General features: G+C 70.2%; 2 protein-coding genes (1 of these 2 running past the window's edge). Both read left to right on the forward strand.

Annotated features, from left to right (window positions below; translation table 11 throughout):
• Window positions 1-15118 carry the 3' portion of an amino acid adenylation domain-containing protein gene (locus AB0D74_RS45590; RefSeq protein WP_362600750.1) on the forward strand. The gene continues 1199 nt to the left of window position 1, outside the view, so 15118 of the gene's 16317 nt are visible here — the last part of the coding sequence; its start codon lies off the left edge, out of view; its stop codon occupies window positions 15116-15118.
• The coding region (locus tag AB0D74_RS45595) for an amino acid adenylation domain-containing protein (protein WP_362600753.1) at window positions 15115-20372 on the forward strand (5258 nt) is incomplete at its 3' end. The genes AB0D74_RS45590 and AB0D74_RS45595, both read left to right, overlap by 4 nt.

Consider the following 20372-nt stretch of genomic DNA (forward strand, 5'->3'; position numbering starts at 1 on the left):
CGGCCTGCGGGGCGCGGTGACCGCGGCGGCGGACCTTTTCGACCCCGCCACGGTCGCGTACATCGCGGATCGATGGGCACGCACACTGCACCAACTCGTCGCGGCACCGGATCGACGCCTTCGGGACGCGCAACTGCTGACGGGCGCGGAGCGTCGGACGGTGGTGGAGGAGTGGAACGACACGGGTGGTGTGGTGTCGGGTGGTTCGGTGTTGGGGTGGTTTGAGGAGTGGGTGGGGCGGTCGCCGGGTGCGGTGGCGGTGGTGCATGGGGAAGTCGGGGTGTCGTACGCGGAGTTGGATGCGCGGGCGAACCGACTGGCCCAGTTCCTTGTTGCGCAGGGTGTGGGTGCGGAGTCGGTGGTGGCGCTGGCTCTGGATCGTGGTGTGGAGATGGTGGTTGGGGTGTTGGGGGTGTGGAAGGCGGGGGCGGCGTATGTGCCGGTGGATGTGGGTCTGCCGGTGGAGCGGATCGCGTTCATGCTGGCCGACAGCCGTGCGTCGCTGCTGCTGGGTTCGGAGGACGTGGTCGGGGATCTGCCTGCTGGTCGGGTGCGGGTGGTGGCGCTCGACGACCCCTGGACGGTGAAGCAGCTCGATGCTTTGGAACCGACTGCGCCGGTGGGGGTGTCGATCCTGCCGGAGCAGGCTGCGTATGTGATGTATACGTCGGGTTCGACGGGCCGTCCGAAGGGCGTGGTGGTCACGCACGGCGGGCTGGCGAATTATGTGGGGTCGGTGCCGGGCCGGCTGGGTTGGGGGGTGCCGGGGGAGCGGTACGGGTTGTTGCAGGCTCAGGTGACGGATCTCGGGAACACGGTGGTGTTCACCAGCCTGACCACCGGCGGTGAGCTGCACATCCTTGATGCTGATGTTGTCGTGGATCCGCGAGCCGTCGCCGGTTATCTCGCGGAGCATCGGATCGATCATGTGAAGGCAGTGCCGTCGCATCTGGCTGCGTTGTCGGTTGAGGCCGGTGTCGGGTCGGTGTTGCCGCGGAAGTCGTTGGTGCTGGGTGGTGAGGCGGCTTCGCCGGAGTGGGTGCGGGAGCTCGTGGACGCCGGTGCCGGTGGGTGCACGGTGTTCAACCACTACGGGCCGACCGAGACCACGATCGGTGTCCTGACCACCGTCCTGGACGAGGGGACGGTCGCTGGTGGTGTGGTGCCGGTCGGTACCCCTGTCGCCAACACGCGGGTGTTTGTGCTGGATCAGTGGTTGCGGCCGGTGGCTCCGGGTGTGACGGGTGAGCTGTATGTCGCCGGTGCCCAGGTGGCGCGCGGGTATGTGGGTAGTGCGCCGCTGTCCGCCGAGCGTTTCGTGGCGTGTCCGTTCCGGGCCGGCGAGCGGATGTACCGCACCGGGGACCGAGCCCGTTGGACCACGGAGGGCCGGCTGGTGTTTGCCGGACGGGTCGATGATCAGGTCAAGATCCGTGGCTTCCGTGTTGAGCCGGGTGAGGTCGAGGCCGTTCTCGCCGTTCATCCGGAGGTCGCGCAGGCGGTCGTTGTCCCCCGTTCGGATGCCGGCGAGGATGTGCGCCTGGTCGCCTATGTCGTTCCGGTGGATGTGGAGGCTGTTCCTGACGAGGCGGGTGTGAAGGCCTTTGTCGGTGGGCGGTTGCCTGAGTACATGGTGCCGAGTGCGGTCGTTCTCCTGGACGCGCTGCCCTTGACGTCTAACGGCAAGCTGGACCGTAAAGCGTTGCCCGCTCCGGAGTACGTCACCGGTGTGGGCCGCAGCCGGCCACCGGCCAACGCCCGCGAAGAGGCGTTGTGTGCTGCGTTCGCGCAGGTGCTGGGGTTGGAGTCGGTGGGGGTCGAGGACGACTTCTTCGCTCTGGGCGGGCACTCCCTGCTCGCCGTGCGGCTGATCTCCCGTATCCGTGCCCTCCTGGGCGTCGAGGTGGAGATCCGGGTGTTGTTCCAGACTCCGACCCCCGCCGGGCTCGAGGCACATCTCGCGGCACAGGAGAGTGGTCCCGCCAGGCCCGCGCTGAGGGCGGCCGTTGAGCGGCCGGAGCTGGTTCCGCTGTCGTTCGCCCAGCGCAGGCTGTGGTTCCTGGCCCAACTCGAAGGCCCCAACCCCTCGTACAACTTGCCCGTAGTCCTGCGGCTGACCGGCGAGTTGAAGGCCGAGGCGCTCGACACGGCGTTGCGGGACGTCATCGGCCGGCACGAGGCGCTGCGCACGATGTTCCCGGCCGCCGACGGTGAGCCTTACCAGCGGATAGTGGCGCCCGAGGAACTGCACTGGCAGTTGGAGTACGTCGACCTCACCTCCGCGTCGCAGGACGACGTCGTGAGTGCGGTCGCCGAGCGTGCCCGGCACGTTCTCGACTTCGCGCAGGACATTCCTGTCCGAGCCACTCTCTTCCAGACCAGCGCGGACGAGTACGTACTCGTGCTCCTGCTGCACCACATAGCCACCGACGGCTGGTCGATGAGCCCGCTGGCGCACGACCTGTCACTCGCCTATGCCGCCCGGTGCGACGGTCGACCGCCGGAGTGGGCGCCGTTGCCGGTGCAGTACGCCGACTACACCGTGTGGCAAAGGGAGTTGCTGGGTGACGAGGGCGATCCGGACAGCGTCGTGTCCCGTCAGATGGCGTACTGGCGTGAGGCCCTGCGCGACATTCCGGCGGAACTGGAGCTGCCTTTCGACCATCCGCGTCCGGTAACCGCCACGCACCGCGCGCACAGCCTGCCGCTTCGTGTGCCGGCCGAAGTCCACGGCAGGCTTGCCGAGCTGGCGAAGGCTGAGGGCGTGACGGTGTTCATGGTGTTGCAGGCGGCGTTGGCGGTACTGCTGTCGCGGCTGGGAGCCGGGGAGGACATTCCGATCGGTTCGGCGGTGGCGGGCCGTACGGACGAAGGCCTCGACGACCTCGTCGGCTGCTTCCTGAACACCCTTGTCATCCGTACCGATCTCAGTGGCGAGCCCACGTTCAGGGAAGTGCTGGCGCGGGTGCGGGAGCGCAGTCTCGAAGCGCTGGCCCATCAGGATGTGCCGTTCGAGCGGCTGGTGGAGGAACTGGCTCCGTCGCGCTCTATGGCCCGACACCCGCTCTTCCAGGTGGTGTTGACCAAGCAGAACACCGTCGAGGCCGTCCTCGACATGGATGGTGTCCACGTCGAACCTGTGTCGGCGACCCGGCGGTGGGCGAAGTTCGATCTGGACGTGATGGTCGCGGAGACCCACGACGAACAGGGGCGCCCCGCGGGGCTGCGCGGCGCGATGACCGTCGCTGCCGACCTCTTCGAACCGGCGTCACTTGCGGCGATCAACACCCGTTGGCTGCGGCTGCTGGAGCAGGTGGCGATGGCTCCGGATGGTGCTGTGCATGCGGTGGGGTTGTTGTCCGATGCGGAGCGTCGGACGGTGGTGGAGGAGTGGAACGACACGGGTGGTGTGGTGTCGGGTGGTTCGGTGTTGGGTTGGTTTGAGGAGTGGGTGGGGCGGTCGCCGGGTGCGGTGGCGGTGGTGCATGGGGAAGTCGGGGTGTCGTACGCGGAGTTGGATGCGCGGGTGAACCGGCTGGCTCGTTTTCTTGTTGCGCAGGGTGTGGGTGCGGAGTCGGTGGTGGCGTTGGCTCTGGATCGTGGTGTGGAGATGGTGGTTGGGGTGTTGGGGGTGTGGAAGGCGGGGGCGGCGTATGTGCCGGTGGATGTGGGTCTGCCGGTGGAGCGGATCGCGTTCATGCTGGCCGACAGCCGTGCGTCGCTGCTGCTGGGCTCGGAGGACGTGGTCGGAGACCTGCCTGCTGGTCGGGTGCGGGTGGTGGCGCTCGACGACCCCTGGACGGTGAAGCAGCTCGATGCTTTGGAACCGACTGCGCCGGTGGGGGTGTCGATCCTGCCGGAGCAGGCTGCGTACGTGATCTATACGTCGGGTTCGACGGGCCGCCCGAAGGGCGTGGTGGTCACGCACGGCGGGCTGGCGAACTATGTGGGGTCGGTGCCGGGCCGGCTGGGCTGGGGGGCGCCGGGGGAGCGCTACGGCCTGTTGCAGGCTCAGGTGACCGATCTCGGTAACACGGTGGTGTTCACCAGCCTGACCACCGGCGGTGAGCTGCACATCCTTGATGCTGATGTTGTCGTGGATCCGCGAGCCGTCGCCGGTTATCTCGCGGAGCATCGGATCGATCATGTGAAGGCAGTGCCGTCGCATCTGGCTGCGTTGTCGGTTGAGGCCGGTGTCGGGTCGGTGTTGCCGCGGAAGTCGTTGGTGTTGGGTGGTGAGGCTGCTTCGCCGGAGTGGGTGCGGGAGCTCGTGGATGTCGGTGCCGGTGCCGGTGGGTGTGTGGTGTTCAACCACTACGGGCCGACCGAGACCACGATCGGTGTCCTGACCACCGTCCTGGACGAGGAGATCGTCGCTGGTGGTGTGGTGCCGGTCGGTACCCCTGTCGCCAACACGCGGGTGTTCGTCCTCGACGAGTGGCTGGCGCCGGTGCCGGTGGGTGTGACCGGCGAGCTGTATGTGTCCGGCGCGCAGGTGGCGCGCGGGTATGTGGGCAATGCGTCGTTGTCCGCCGAGCGCTTTGTGGCGTGTCCGTTCGGGGCCGGTGAGCGGATGTATCGCACCGGGGACCGTGCCCGCTGGGCTCCCGACGGTCGGCTGGTCTTCGCGGGCCGGGCGGACGACCAGGTCAAGATCCGTGGCTTCCGTGTTGAGCCGGGTGAGGTCGAGGCCGTTCTTGCCGTTCATCCGGAGGTCGCGCAGGCGGTTGTCGTTGCCCGTTCGGATGCCGGCGAGGATGTGCGCTTGGTCGCCTATGTCGTCCCGGTGGACGCGGAGGGCGAGGTCGATGGTGAGCGGTTGAGGGAGTTCGCTGCGGGGCGGCTTCCTGAGTACATGGTGCCGAGCGCGGTCGTTCTCCTGGACGGGCTGCCCTTGACGTCCAACGGCAAGCTGGACCGCAAGGCGCTGCCCGCTCCGGAGTACGTCACCGGTGTGGGCCGCAGCCGGCCACCGGCCAACGCCCGCGAAGAGGCGTTGTGTGCCGCGTTCGCGCAGGTGCTGGGGCTGGAGTCGGTGGGGGTCGAGGACGACTTCTTCGCCCTTGGCGGGCATTCCCTGCTCGCTGTCCGGCTGATCTCCCGTATACGTGCCCTCCTGGGGGCGGAGGTCGAGATCCGGGTGCTGTTCCAGACCCCGACCCCCGCCGGGCTCGAGGCACATCTCGCGGCACAGGAGAGTGGTCCCGCCAGGCCCGCGCTGAGGGCGGCCGTTGAGCGGCCGGAGCTGGTTCCGCTGTCGTTCGCCCAGCGCAGGCTCTGGTTCCTGGCGCAGTTGGAGGGGCCGAGCCCGACGTACCACGTCCCGATGGTGCTGCGGCTGGCCGGTGACACAAACCGCGCCGGGCTGGCGGCGGCTCTGCGGGACGTCGTCGGGCGGCACGAGGTGCTGCGCACGACGTTCCCGGCGGTGGACGGTGAGCCGTACCAGCGCATCGTTCCCGTCGAGGAGCTGGCGTCCGCCTGGGAGTTGGAGGTCGTGGACCTCGGCGGTGTTCCGGACGACGGGCTGACGGCGGAGATCGAGGAGCGGGTACGGCGTCCATTCGATCTGGGCGTCGAACTTCCCTTCCGTGGGTGGCTGTTGGAACTGGGTGCCGGCCGTGAGTGCGTGTTGGTGCTCGTGGCGCATCACATCGCCAGTGACGGCTGGTCGAAGGGCCCGTTGGCGCGTGACCTGTCGCTGGCCTACGCGGCTCGCTGTGCGGGGCGGGAGCCCGAGTGGGCGGAGTTGACCGCGCAGTACGCGGACTACGCCTTGTGGCAGCGGGAGTTGTTGGGGGAGGAGCGTGACTCGGAGAGCCTGATCAGCCGGCAGGTCACCTACTGGCGTGCCGCTTTGGCTGGTGTGCCGGAGGAGCTTGAGCTTCCCGTCGACCGGTCGCGGCCTGCTGTGGTCTCGCATCGTGGGTACGCCAGTGAGTTCGCGGTGTCGGCCGATGTGCACGCGCGGCTGGTGGAGGTGGCGCGGGCCGAGGGCGTGACCGTGTTCATGGTGTTGCAGGCCGCGCTCGCGGTGCTGCTGTCCCGGCTCGGTGCCGGTACCGACATTCCGATCGGGTCTGCGGTGGCCGGGCGTACGGACGAGGGGCTTGACGATCTCGTCGGGTTCTTCGTGAACACCCTGGTCATCCGCACCGACCTCTCCGGTGACCCGACGTTCCGGGACGTGCTGGCGCGGGTGCGTGAGCGGAGCCTTGAGGCGCTGGCGCATCAGGACGTGCCGTTCGAGCGGTTGGTGGAGGAGCTGGCGCCTGCGCGCTCCATGGCCCGGCACCCGCTCTTCCAGGTCATGCTCACCCTCCAGAACCTCGACGAACAGCACCCGGCCGACCTTCCCGACGTCCGGCTCCCCGTCGTCGCCGGGATCTCCGGGGCGGGCGGCGCGCTGACCGCCGTGTCCAAGTTCGACCTGGACGTCGTCGCCCGCGAGCTGCTGGCGCCCGACGGCAGCCCGGGCGGGCTGCGCGGCTCACTCAGCGGTGCCGCGGACCTCTTCGACGCCGAGTCGGTGGCCGCGCTCGCCGAGCGGTGGGCGTGGGTACTCGACCAGGTGGCCGTGGCTCCCGAACGGCGCCTGCACGACGTACAGGTGCTCTCCGACGCGGAGCGGCGCCAGGCGGTGGCCGAGTGGAGCGGGGTGGAGGACGACACCTCATCGCACCTCCCGCTCTCCGTGGTCGAGTTGTTCGCGGCGCAGGCGGCCCGTACGCCGGAGGCGCCCGCGCTGCTCGGTGACGGTGTCGACGTGTCGTACGCCGAGCTGGACGCGCGGGCGAATCGGCTGGCGCGCCATCTGCTCGGCCATGGTGTGGGTCCCGAGTCCGTGGTGGCGGTGGTCCTGGACCGGGGCGCCGACCTGATCGCGACCCTGCTGGGTGTGCTGAAGGCGGGAGCGGCCTATCTGCCGGTCGATCCGAGTCAGCCGGCCGAGCGGCTCGCCTTCATGCTCGCCGACAGCGGCGCCCGGCATGTCGTGACCTCCCGGGCCCGTGCCGGTCTGCTGGACGGAGCGGTGGCGGCGGAGGCGATGGTCCGTGTTGTGGTGGACGATCCGCAGGTGGCGAGCGGGATCACCGGCCGGGACGCGACACCGCTGACCGACGCCGAACGCGGCGGGGCCGTCCTGCCGCAGCGGGCCGCGTACGTGATCTACACCTCCGGTTCCACAGGGCGGCCCAAGGGAGTCGTCCTCACCCACGCGGGCGCCGTGAACCTCGCCCGGGCCCAGGCGCGCCGACTCGGCGTCCAACAGGGCAGCCGCGTACTGCAGTTCGCCAGCGTCGGCTTCGACGCGGCCACCTCCGAGCTGCTGATGGCGCTGACCGCGGGCGCGGCCCTCGTCGTCGCGCCGGCCGACGAACTGGCGCCCGGTGCGGGGCTCGTGGACGTTGTCGCCCGGTGGCGGGTCAGCCACGCGACGCTGCCGCCCGCCGTGCTGGCGATCGAGCGGACGACGGACTACACCTCCCTGCGTACGGTCGTGTCGGCCGGGTCGGCGCTGGACGCACAGGTCGCCGAGCGCTGGGCCCACGACCGCGAACTGGTCAACGCCTACGGGCCGACCGAGACCACCGTCTGCGCCACCATGTCCGAGCCGTTGGCCGTGGCAGACGCGGCAGCGGGGGCGGCAGCGGGGGCGGCCCTCGACATCGGCACACCGATCGCCAACACCCGGCTGTTCGTGCTCGACGAGTGGCTGCAGCCCGTCCCGCCCGGCACGACAGGCGAGTTGTACGTCGCGGGTGTGCAACTCGCCCGCGGGTACGCGGGGAACGGCCCGCTGACCGCCGAGCGGTTCAGCGCCTGTCCGTACCCGCTGAACGGCTCCGGCGAGCGCATGTACCGCACCGGTGACCGGGTGCGCCGGACCTCCGACGGCCGACTGGTGTTCGCCGGCCGGGCGGACGACCAGGTGAAGATCCGCGGATTCCGGATCGAACCCGGCGAGGTGCGGGCGGTTGTCGCCGCACACCCCGAGGTCCGCCAGGCCGCCGTGGTGGCCCGGGGCGACTCCTCCGAAGAACTGCGCCTCGTCGCGTACGTCGTACCGGTCGACGGCTCCGACACGGTACGGCGGAACCTGGCCGAGGGCGTGCGGACGCTGGTACGGGAACGGCTGCCCGAGTACATGGTGCCCTCGGCGGTCGTAGTGCTGGACGCACTGCCGCTGACCGTCAACGGCAAGGTGGACCGGGCCGCGTTGCCGGCCCCCGAACACGTCGCCGACGGCCTCGGCCGCGCTCCGGCCGACATCCGCGAGGAACTGCTGTGTGCGGCGTTCGCGCAGGTGCTCGGGGTGGAGTCGGTCGGTGTCGACGACGACTTCTTCGCCCTCGGCGGGCACTCGCTGCTGGCCGTCCGGCTCACCTCCCGTATCCGGGTGCTGCTGGGCGCCGAGGTCGGGATCCGCGCCCTGTTCGAGGCGCCGACACCGGCCGGGCTCGCGACGCATCTGGCGGAGCGGTCGGCGGCAGACGACGCCCGGCCGCTCCTGGCCGCGCCCCGCCGGCGCCCCGAGCGGGTGCCGCTGTCCTTCGCACAGCAGCGCCTGTGGTTCCTCGCCCAACTCGAAGGCAGCGCGGGCACCTACAACACCCCGAGCGTGCTGCGGCTTTCGGGCGCGGTGGACCGGGCGGCACTGGACGCGGCGCTGCGTGACGTGATCGGACGGCACGAGGTACTGCGGACGGTGTTCCCGGCCGTCGACGGCGAGCCGTACCAACGCGTCCTGTCGCCGACTGAGGTGGCACAGACGGGTGCGGCGGGTGCGGCGGGTGGGGCGGGTGACTGGGGCCTGGAGGTCGTGGACCTCGTCGGGGCGCACGGGGACGAGGTGTCGGCGATGGTGGCGGCGCGGGCCCGGTACGCGTTCGACCTCGCGACCGAGGTGCCGATCCGGGCGTCGCTGCTGCTGACCGACGCGGACGAGTGCCTGCTCGTACTGGTGGTGCACCACATCGCGAGCGACGGCTGGTCCATGGGACCGCTGGCGCGTGACCTGTCGCTGGCCTACGCGGCACGGTGCGAGGGGCGCGCGCCGGAATGGCTGCCGTTGCCGGTGCAGTACGCGGACTACGCGCTGTGGCAACGGGAGTTGCTCGGCGACACCGACGACCCCGAGAGCATGCTGTCCCGTCAGGTGACCTACTGGCGCGCGGCGTTGGCCGGTGCCCCCGAGGAGCTGGAGCTGCCGTTCGACCGGCCGCGACCGGCCGTGGCAGGCCACCGCGCCCACAACGTCCGGCTCGACCTGGACGCCGAAACACACGCCGGACTGGTGGAGTTGGCCAGGGCCGAGGGTGTGACGGTGTTCATGGTGCTCCAGGCCGCACTCGCCGTGTTGCTGTCCCGGCTCGGAGCGGGTGCGGACATTCCGATCGGCTCGGCGGTGGCGGGGCGCACGGACGAGGCGCTTGACGACCTCGTGGGTTTCTTCGTGAACACGCTCGTGCTGCGGGCGGACGTGAGCGGTGACCCGACGTTCCGGGATGTGCTGGCGCGGGTGCGCGAACGCAGCCTGGAGGCGCTGGACCACCAGGACGTGCCGTTCGAACGGCTGGTGGAGGAACTGGCGCCGGCCCGGTCACTGGCCCGCCATCCGCTCTTCCAGGCGATGCTCACCCTGCAGAACCTCGACCACCTCGACCACACGGCCTCGGCCTCCGCCTCTTCGGCCTCCGCCTCTTCGGCGCGCCTGCCGGTGGCGGACGGGCCCGGCGGCGGAGCGGGCGAGGTGGCCGCCGTGTCCAAGTTCGACCTGGAGGTGGTGGCCAGGGAGACCCGCGACGACCGGCAGCGGCCGAACGGGCTGCGGCTGTCGGTGAGCGGCGCGGCCGACCTCTTCGACGCGCCCTCGGTGGAGGGCGTCGCACAACGGTTGGCACGAGTGCTGGAACAGGTGGTGGCCACGCCGGGGGAGCCGGTACGGCGGCTCGAGGTGTTGTCGGACGCGGAGCTCCGGCGGGTGACGGGAGAGCGGAACCCCACCGCGGTGGAGCCCGCGGCCGACCTGGTGGCGGACCGGTTCGAAGGCTGGGCGGCGCGTGCACCGCGGCGGGTCGCGGTGGTCGGCGGCGACGGCACCGAGTTGACCTATGCCGAGCTGGACGCGCGTGCGAACGGCGTGGCGGGGCGGCTGAGGGCACTGGGTGCGGGCGCCGAATCGACGGTGGCCGTACTGCTCGACCGCGGCGTCGACCTGATCGTGGCCCTGCTCGCGGTGTGGAAGACGGGGGCGGCGTTCGTACCGATCGACCCCGGCTATCCGGCGGAGCGGATCGCGTTCATGCTCGCCGACAGCGCCGCCGGTTCCGTGCTCACCTCACCTGCCTACGCCTCCCGGACCGGCGGGCTGCCCGTCGTCCAGGTGGCGGACGTCGCGCCGTCCGCGGAGCTCGAACCGCCCACCGACCGGAGGGCGGACGGACTGGCGTACATCATGTACACCTCCGGCTCGACCGGGCGTCCGAAGGGTGTGGCCGTCACCCACGGCGATGTGGCGGCGCTGGTGTCGGACCGGTGCTGGGGGCTGTCGCCGGAGTCGTCGGTGCTGTTCCACGCGCCGCATGTCTTCGATGTCTCGGTGTACGAGGTGTGGGCGCCGCTGGTGGCAGGTGCTCGCGTGATCGTCGCTCCGGCGAATCGGGTCGACGGGGCGCTGATCCGTGCGAGCGGGGCGTCCCATGTACATGTGACGGCCGGCCTGTTCCGGGTGCTGGCGGGCGAGGACCCGGAGTGCTTCGCCGGGACGACGGAGGTGCTCACCGGCGGTGACGTGGTACCGGCGACGGCGGTTGACCAGGTGCTGCGGGCCTGCCCGGGGACACGGGTGAGGCATCTGTACGGGCCGACGGAGGTGACGCTGTGTGCCACCCAGACACCGGTGTCGGCGCCGGTGGGCTCGGTGCTGCCGATCGGCCGGCCGCTGGACGGAGTGCGCGCCCTGGTGCTCGACGGGTGGCTCAACCCGGTACCCGAGGGTGTGGTGGGTGACCTGTATGTCGCCGGAGCCGGTGTGGCACGCGGATATGTGGACCGACCCGGTCTGACCGCCGACCGGTTTGTGGCCTGCCCGTGGGAAGCCGGCAGGCGGATGTACCGCACCGGCGACCGGGCCCGGTGGAACACGGACGGCCAGCTGGTCTTCGCGGGTCGCGCCGACGACCAGGTGAAGATCCGCGGGTTCCGCGTCGAGCCCGGCGAGGTGGAAGCGACCCTGCTGACCCACCCGGAGGTGGAGCAGACGGCAGTGGTGGCACGGGAGGAGGCGCCGGGAGACACGCGACTGGTCGCCTACGTCGTACCCGTACCCGGTGCTGGTGCCGATGGCGATGGCGATGGCGCGAGGCTGGTGGAGTTTCTTGCCGCACGGCTGCCGGAGTACATGGTCCCGTCCGCGGTGATCGTGCTGGACGCGCTGCCGCTGACGTCCAACGGCAAGCTGGACCGCAGGGCGCTGCCTGCGCCGCAGTTCACCACCGACACCCCCTCCCGGGCACCCGCGAACGCCCGCGAGGAACTGCTGTGCCAGGTCTTCGCCGAGGTCCTGGGCGTGGACTCGGTCGGTGTCGACGACGGCTTCTTCGCGCTGGGCGGGCATTCGCTGCTCGCGGTGCGTCTGGTGGAACGGCTGCGGGTACGCGGGCTCGTCGTATCGGTGGGCGCGCTGTTCGAGACGCCGACCCCGGCCGGTCTCGCGGAGGTTGTCGGCGAAGCCGGTCCGGTCAGCACCGAGGTGTCGGCCGGTGGGGTTCCGGTGGGGGTGTCGGTGGTGACGCCGGAGATGGTGCCGTTGGCGGGGCTGTCGGCGGCGGAGATCGGGCGGGTGGTGTCGTCGGTTGCGGGTGGTGTGGGGAACGTGGCGGACATCTATCCCTTGGCGCCGTTGCAGGAGGGGCTGCTGTTTCATCATCTGTTGGCGGGGGGTGGTGTGGATGCGTATGTGACGGTGGTGGTGTTGGAGTTTGACGGTGTGGCGCGGTGGGAGTCGTTTGCGGCGGCGTTGCAGCGGGTGGTGGATCGGCATGATGTGTATCGCACGGGTGTGGTGTGGGAGGGCGTTGCGGAGCCGGTGCAGGTGGTGTGGCGTCGTGCGGAGCTGCGGATCGAGTCGGTGGACCTGGACCTGGAGGATTCAGCGGATCCGGTCGCGGCGTTGGTGGGTGTGGTGGGCAGGTCGATGGATCTGTCCAGGGCGCCGTTGATGGACGTACACACCGCGCGTACGGCTGGTGGTCGCCAGTTGGTGTTGCTGCGGATGCACCACTTGGTTCAGGACCACACGGGTATGGCGTTGTTGTTGCAGGAGGTGCGTGCCTTCATGCGCGGCGAGGAGGCGCAGTTGCCGGCGCCGGTGCCGTTCCGGGAGTACGTCGCGCAGGCCCGTTCCGGGGTCTCCGGTACTGAACACGAGCGGTTCTTCGCGGAGTTGCTGGGTGATGTGTCGGAGCCGACGGCGCCGTTCGGGTTGTTGGATGTGCGCGGGGACGGGGTGGAGGTGGTTCGGGCGCACTGTCGGGTCGCTGATGTGGTGGCTGGGCGGGTGCGCCGGGTGGCGCGGGAGTTGGGGGTGAGCGCGGCGACGGTGTGGCATGTGGCGTGGGCGCGGGTGTTGGCGGCGGTGTCGGGTCGTGACGATGTGGTGTTCGGAACGGTGTTGTTGGGGCGGATGGGTGGTGGTGCGGGGGTTGATCGGGCGTTGGGGTTGTTCATGAATACGTTGCCTGCGCGGGTGCGGACGCGGGGTGTGGGGGTGCGGGCGGCGGTTGCGGGGATGCGGGCGCAGTTGGCGGGGCTGGTGGCGCACGAGCATGCGCCGTTGGCGGTGGCGCAGCAGGCCAGCGGTGTCACGGGTGACGCTCCGTTGTTCACGTCCCTCTTCAACTACCGCCACAACGACCGCGCCCAGGACATCGACGACTACGCGGACGACAGTCTCGGGATCCGGGCGGTCTCCACCGAGCAGCACGACAACTTCCCGCTCAGCGTCTCCGTCAGTGACCTGGGCGACCGAGGCTTCGCCCTCAGCGTCGGCGCGACGGCACCGGCGGACGCCGAACTGGTCGCGGACCTGGTGCACACCGCGATCGACAACGTCTCCGCCGCCCTGACGATCACCTTGGCGGGAGGCCCGGACCCCGAACTCGCCTCCGTGGACGTCATGGACACCGCTCGGCGTGAGCAGGTGATCGACCGATGGAACGACACCGCGGCCGAGCTCACCGATGCCTCGGTGCTGGACCTGTTCGAGGCGCAGGCGCGGCGGACCCCGGACGCGGTGGCCGTGGTCGCCGACGGCGCCGAGACCTCGTACGCCGAACTGGACGCCCGCGCCAACCGCCTGGCCCGCCACCTCGTCGGCCAGGGCGCGGGCCCCGAGTCCGTGGTCGCCATCCTCGCCGACCGAGGCATGGACGTGACGGCCGCCCTGCTCGCGGCGTGGAAGGCCGGAGCCGCGTATCTGCCACTCGACCCGAAGCAGCCGGCCGAGCGAATCGGACACCTGCTCGCCGACAGCGGGGCACACTCTGTCCTGGCCACCCGCTCTGTGTCCCGTGCCCTCCCCGGATCCGGCCCTGGAAGCCCCGTGCCGGTACTTGTGATGGACGACCCGGCGACCGCCGCCGGCCTGGCCGAGCTGCCAGGCACCCCACCGAGGCCGGAGGACGGCGGAACCAGGGCGCTGCCCGACCATCCCGCGTATGTGATGTATACGTCGGGTTCCACGGGTCGGCCGAAGGGTGTCGTAGTCACACACAGAGGCCTGGCGAACTATGTGGCCTCGGTGCCGGTCCGGCTGGGTTGGGGGGCGCCGGGGGAGCGGTACGGGTTGTTGCAGGCGCAGGTGACGGATCTCGGGAACACGGTGGTGTTCACCAGTCTGACGACCGGCGGCGAGCTGCACATTCTCGACGCGGAGTCGGTGGTGGACGCGGATGCCGTTGCCCGCTATCTGCGTGATCACCGGATCGATCATGTGAAGGCGGTTCCGTCGCATCTTGCGGCCTTGTCGTCGGTGGTGGGTGCGGAGGCGGTGTTGCCGCGGAAGTCCCTGGTGCTGGGTGGTGAAGCGGCGTCGCCGGAGTGGGTGCGGGAACTCGTGGACGCCGGTGAGTGCACGGTGTTCAACCACTACGGGCCGACCGAGACCACGATCGGTGTCCTGACCACCGTCCTGGACGAGGAGATCGTCGCTGGTGGTGTGGTGCCGGTCGGTACCCCTGTCGCCAACACGCGGGTGTTTGTGCTGGATCAGTGGTTGCGGCCGGTGGCTCCGGGTGTGACGGGTGAGCTGTACGTCGCCGGTGCCCAGGTGGCGCGCGGATACGTGGGCAATGCGTCCTTGTCCGCCGAGCGCTTTGTGGCGCGTCCGTTCGGGGCCGGTGAGCGGATGTATCGCACCGGGGACCGTGCCCGCTGGACTCCCGACGGTCGGCTGGTGTTCGCCGGACGCGCGGACGACCAGGTCAAGATCCGCGGCTTCCGGATCGAACCCGGCGAGGTCCAGGCCTCTGTCGCCGCTCACCCGGAGATTCGCCAGGCCGTGGTGATGGCGCGCGAAGACAGCGCGGGGGAGACCCGGCTCGTCGCGTACGTCGTACCCGCCGCGCCATCGGCGGACGGCGCGGAGGCCAACCGGTCCGCCGAGGAACTCGCGTCATCCATAAGGCGGTTCGCCCGATCCCGGCTACCGGAGCACATGGTCCCGTCGGCCGTCGTCGTCCTGGACGCGCTGCCGCTGACCGGCGCGGGCAAACTGGACCGCCGGGCACTGCCGTCGCCGGAACGCGTGACGAGCGACGCGGTCAGCCGCGCTCCGGCCGACGCCCGCGAAGAGGCGCTGTGCGCCGCCTTCGCCCAGGTGCTCGGAGTGGAGGCGGTCGGCGCCGAGGACGACTTCTTCGCCCTGGGCGGCCACTCGCTCCTGGCCATCCGGCTCATCTCGCGGATCAGGACGGCTCTTGGCGCCGAGGTCGACATCCGCATGCTCTTCCAGCACCCCACACCGGCCGCCCTGGCGGTCGGCCTCCGAAACCCGAGGCGGCCCAAGCCGGAACGTCCGGCGCTGCGGCCGATGCGTAGGGAGGCACGTTCATGATCCCCCTGTCCTTCGCGCAACGGCGGCTGTGGTTCCTGGCCCAGCTGGAGGGCCCGAGCCCGACGTACAACGTCCCGATGGTGCTGCGGCTGGCCGGCGACGCCGACCGGGCGGCACTCGCGGCGGCGTTGCGTGACGTCATGGACCGGCACGAGGTGCTGCGCACGACGTTCCCCGCCACGGACGGCGAGCCGTACCAGCACATCCGGTCGCTCGTCGAGCTGGACTGGGAGCTGGAGGTCGTGGACCTCGTGGCGGCCTCACAGGCCGAGGTGGCCGACGCCGTGACGGAACGCACCCACCATGCCTTCGACTTGGCGCACGAGGTACCGATCCGGGCCTCGCTGCTGCTCACCGGTCAGAACGCGGCGACCGACCGGGCCGGGGACTGCGTCCTGGTGCTGGTGGTGCACCACATCGCCAGCGACGGCTGGTCGAAGCGCCCGTTGGCCCGCGACCTGTCGCTGGCCTATGCGGCGCGGTGTGAGGGGCGAGAGCCGGAGTGGGTGCCGTTGCCGGTGCAGTACGCGGACTACGCGCTGTGGCAGCGGGAGTTGCTCGGCGACGAAGCCGACCCCGACAGCTTGATGAACCGTCAGGTGGAGTACTGGCGTAAGGCACTGGCCGGCATTCCGGAGGAGCTGGAGCTGCCGTTCGACCACCCGCGCCCCGCCGTCGCCTCGCACCGCGGCCGGTCGAGTGCCTTCAACCTGTCGGCCGATGTGCACGCGCGGCTGCTGGAGCTGGCGCGGGCCGAGGGCGTGACGGTGTTCATGGTGTTGCAGGCCGCGCTCGCGGTGCTGCTGTCCCGCCTGGGCGCCGGTACCGACATCCCGATCGGCTCGTCGGTGGCGGGCCGCACGGACGAGGGCCTGGACGACCTCGTCGGCTTCTTCGTCAACACGCTCGTACTGCGGACGGACCTGAGCGGCGATCCCACGTTCCGCGAAGTACTGGCACGGGTCCGGGAGCGCAGTCTCGAAGCCCTGGAACACCAGGACGTGCCGTTCGAGCGGCTCGTCGAGGAACTGGCCCCGACCCGGTCCCTTGCCCGGTATCCGCTGTTCCAGGTCATGCTCAGCGTCCAGAACGTCGAGCAGGCCACCATCGACCTGCCCCGGGCGGCCCAGGCACAGCGAACCGACGCGCGCCCCGGCAACCCCACTCCATCCGACGCGGTCGGTTCGCCCACGGCCGCGGCGAAGTTCGACATGGAACTCCTCGTCCGCGAACTGCGCGACGAGCTCGGCCGCCCCGCCGGCATCCGTGGCGCGGTCAACGCCGCCTCCGACCTCTTCGACCAGCCGTCGGTGAACTCCCTGGCAGCACGCTGGACCCGCACGGTCGAACAGCTCGCGGTGGCTCCGGATGGTGCTGTGCATGCGGTGGGGTTGTTGTCCGATGTGGAGTTGCGGCGGGTGGTGGAGGAGTGGAACGACACGGGTGGTGTGGTGTCGGGTGGTTCGGTGTTGGGGTGGTTCGAGGAGTGGGTGGGGCGGTCGCCGGGTGGCGTGGCGGTGGTTGCCGGTGGTGTGGGGGTGTCGTACGCGGAGTTGGATGCGCGGGCGAACCGACTGGCCCAGTTCCTTGTTGCGCAGGGTGTGGGTGCGGAGTCGGTGGTGGCGCTGGCTCTGGACCGTGGTGTGGAGATGATCGCGGCGGTGTTGGGGGTGTGGAAGGCGGGGGCGGCGTATGTGCCGGTGGATGTGGGTCTGCCGGTGGAGCGGATCGCGTTCATGCTGGCGGACAGTCGCGCGGTGTTGTTGTTGGGCTCGGGGGACGTGGTCGGGGATCTGCCTGCTGGTCGGGTGCGGGTGGTGGCGCTCGACGACCCCTGGACGGTGAAGCAGCTCGATGCTCTGGAGCCGTCGGCGCCGGTGGGGGTGTCGATCCTGCCGGAGCAGGCTGCGTACGTGATGTACACGTCGGGTTCGACGGGCAGGCCGAAGGGCGTGTTGGTCACACATGGTGGCCTGGCGAACTATGTGGGGTCGGTGCCGGTCCGGCTGGGTTGGGGGGTGCCGGGGGAGCGGTACGGGTTGTTGCAGGCTCAGGTGACGGATCTCGGCAACACGGTGGTGTTCACCAGCCTGACCACCGGCGGCGAGCTGCACATTCTCGATGCGGAGTCGGTGGTGGACCCCGGGGCTGTGGCTGCGTACGTGCGTGGTCAGGGGATTGATCATCTGAAGGTCGTGCCGTCGCATCTGGCCGCGTTGTCGGTTGAGGCCGGTGTCGGGTCGGTGTTGCCGCGGAAGTCGTTGGTGCTGGGTGGTGAGGCTGCTTCGCCGGAGTGGGTGCGGGAACTCGTGGACGCCGGTGGGTGTGCGGTGTTCAACCACTACGGGCCGACCGAGACCACGATCGGCGTCCTGACCACCGACCTGGATCGGCACTCCGTGTCCGGGCATGGCGTGCCGGTCGGTACACCCGTCGCGAACACACGGGTGTTCGTGCTGGACGAGTGGATGCGGCCGGTTCCCACAGGAGTGACAGGCGAGTTGTATGTCGCGGGTGCTCAACTGGCGCGTGGCTACGCGGGGAACGGTCCCCTGACCTCGGAACGGTTCGTGGCGTGCCCGTATCCGCTGAACGGCTCGGGCGAGCGGATGTACCGCACCGGGGACCGGGTCCGGTGGAACACGGACGGGAAGCTGGTGTTCACCGGGCGGGCGGATCAGCAGGTGAAGGTCCGTGGGTTCCGGATCGAACCGGGTGAGATAGAGACCGTCCTTGCTGCGCACCCCGAGGTCGGGCGGGCCGTGGTCGTGGCTCGTGAGGATGTTCCGGGTGACACGCGCCTGGTGGCCTACGCGGTTCCGGCCGATGCGGAGAGCGAAGTCGACGGCGGCCGGCTGAAGGAGTTTGTCGCCGGGCGGCTGCCCGAGTACATGGTGCCGAGCGCCGTCGTTCTCCTGGACGCGCTGCCTCTGACCTCGAACGGCAAGTTGGACCGTAAGGCGCTGCCGGCTCCGGAGTATGCGGCGTCGGGTGGGGTGAGCCGTCCGGCGGCGGATGCTCGTGAAGAGGCGTTGTGTGCTGCGTTCGCGCAGGTGTTGGGGTTGGAGTCGGTGGGGGTCGAGGACGACTTCTTCGCTCTGGGCGGGCATTCCCTGCTTGCCGTTCGGCTGATCTCCCGTATCCGTGCCTTCCTGGGGGCGGAGGTGGAGATCCGGGTGTTGTTCCAGACCCCGACCCCCGCCGGGCTCGCCGCGTACCTGGCGGAGCAGGACGGTGGTTCCGCACGGCCTCGGCTGACGGTGGGTGTGCGGCCCGAGCGGGTGCCGTTGTCGTACGCGCAACGACGGCTCTGGTTCCTGGCGCAGCTGGAGGGTCCGAGCCCGACGTACAACATCCCGATGGTTCTGCCACTGGCGCGGGATGTGGACCGGGATGCGCTCAGCGCAGCGCTACGGGATGTCATCGGGCGGCACGAGGTGCTGCGTACGACGTTCCCGGCGGTGGACGGCGAGCCGTACCAACGCATAGTCCCGGAAACGGAGATGGAGTGGGACGTCGAGGCCGTTGATCTCGCGACGGCGTCGGCGGACGAAGTGGCGGCGGCCGTGGCGGAACGGGGGCAGTACGCCTTCGACCTGGCGCGCGAACTGCCGATTCGCGGCTGGCGGCTGGACATCGGTGCCGAGGCCTGCGTCCTGGTGCTCGTGATCCACCACATAGCCACCGACGGCTGGTCAAAGGGACCGCTCGGCCGCGACCTGTCGCTGGCGTATGCGGCGCGGTGTGGGGGGCGGGCGCCGGAGTGGGCGCCGTTGCCGGTGCAGTACGCGGACTACGCGCTGTGGCAACGGGAGTTGCTCGGTGACGAAGACGATCCCGACAGCGTGGTCTCCCGTCAGGTGGCCTACTGGCGTGAGGCTCTGGCCGGCGTTCCTGAGGAGCTGGAGTTGCCCGCCGATCGGCCGCGACCAGCGATTGCCGGTCATCGTGCGCACACCGTGCCCTTTGAGGTCTCGGCCGCTGTGCATGCGCGGTTGGTGGAGGTGGCGCGGGCCGAGGGTGTGACGGTGTTCATGGTGTTGCAGGCCGCGCTGGCGGTGCTGTTGTCGCGGTTGGGTGCGGGGGAGGACATTCCGATCGGGACGGCGGTGGCGGGCCGCACGGACGACGGCCTGGACGACCTCGTCGGGTGCCTGGTCAACACGCTGGTGGTACGCACGGACCTGGGTGGCGATCCGACGTTCCGTGATGTGCTGGCGCGGGTGCGTGAGCGGAGTCTCGGGGCGTTGGCGCATCAGGATGTGCCGTTCGAGCGGTTGGTGGAGGAGCTGGCGCCGGTCCGTTCGCTGGCCAGGCATCCGCTGTTCCAGGTCATGCTCACCCTTCAGACTCTGGAAAACGCGGACGTGGCTCTGCCGCGCGCGCAGGCGCCGGTGGTTGGCCTCTCCGAGTCCGCGACGGCCGTTTCGAAGTTCGACCTCGACCTGGCGGCTGTCGAGTTGCACGACGAGCACGGCGACCCAGCCGGCCTGCGCGCGGCACTGCGCGCGGCGACGGATCTGTTCGACGCGGGGTCTGCTGCGGTGCTGGTCGAGCGTTGGGTGCGGGTGCTGGAGCAGGTGGTGGCCGCGCCGGAGGTGCGGCTCCATGCGGTGGAGGTGCTTGCGGAGTCGGAGTGGCGACGGGTTGTCGGGGAGTGGAACGACAACGGGGTCGAGTTCACGGATGAGTCGGTGTTGGAGTTGTTCGAGGGGTGGGTGGGGCGGTCGCCGGGTGCGGTGGCGGTGGTGTGTGGGGATGTCGAGGTGTCGTATGAGGAGTTGAATGCCCGGGCGGATCGGCTTGCTGGGTATTTGCGGGGGTTGGGGGTTGGGCCGGAGTGCGTGGTGGGGTTGTGTCTGCCGCGTGGGGTGGACATGGTCGCTGCGGTGTTGGGGGTGTGGAAGGCGGGGGCGGCGTATGTGCCGGTGGATCCGGAGTATCCGGCGGATCGGGTGGCCTATCTGCTGGCGGACAGTGGGGCGGCCTGTGTGCTGGCGCAGCGCGAGGCTGCCGGCCCGGTGCTGGCGGAGGTGCCTGATGGCCGGGTGGTGTGGCTGGAGGACGTAGAGGTGTCCTCGGATGCCGGGGGACCGGACTGCTCATCACTGGAGGGTGTCCGGCACGTGGATGGGCTTGCGTATGTGATCTATACGTCTGGTTCGACGGGGCGGCCGAAGGGTGTGGCTGTCGGGCATGGTGCGGTGCGGAATCTGGCGGGGGTTTTTGGGCCGTTGATGGGTGTGGGTCCTGG

The sequence above is a fragment of the Streptomyces sp. NPDC048278 genome, from assembly GCF_040652195.1.
Lineage (GTDB): Bacteria > Actinomycetota > Actinomycetes > Streptomycetales > Streptomycetaceae > Streptomyces.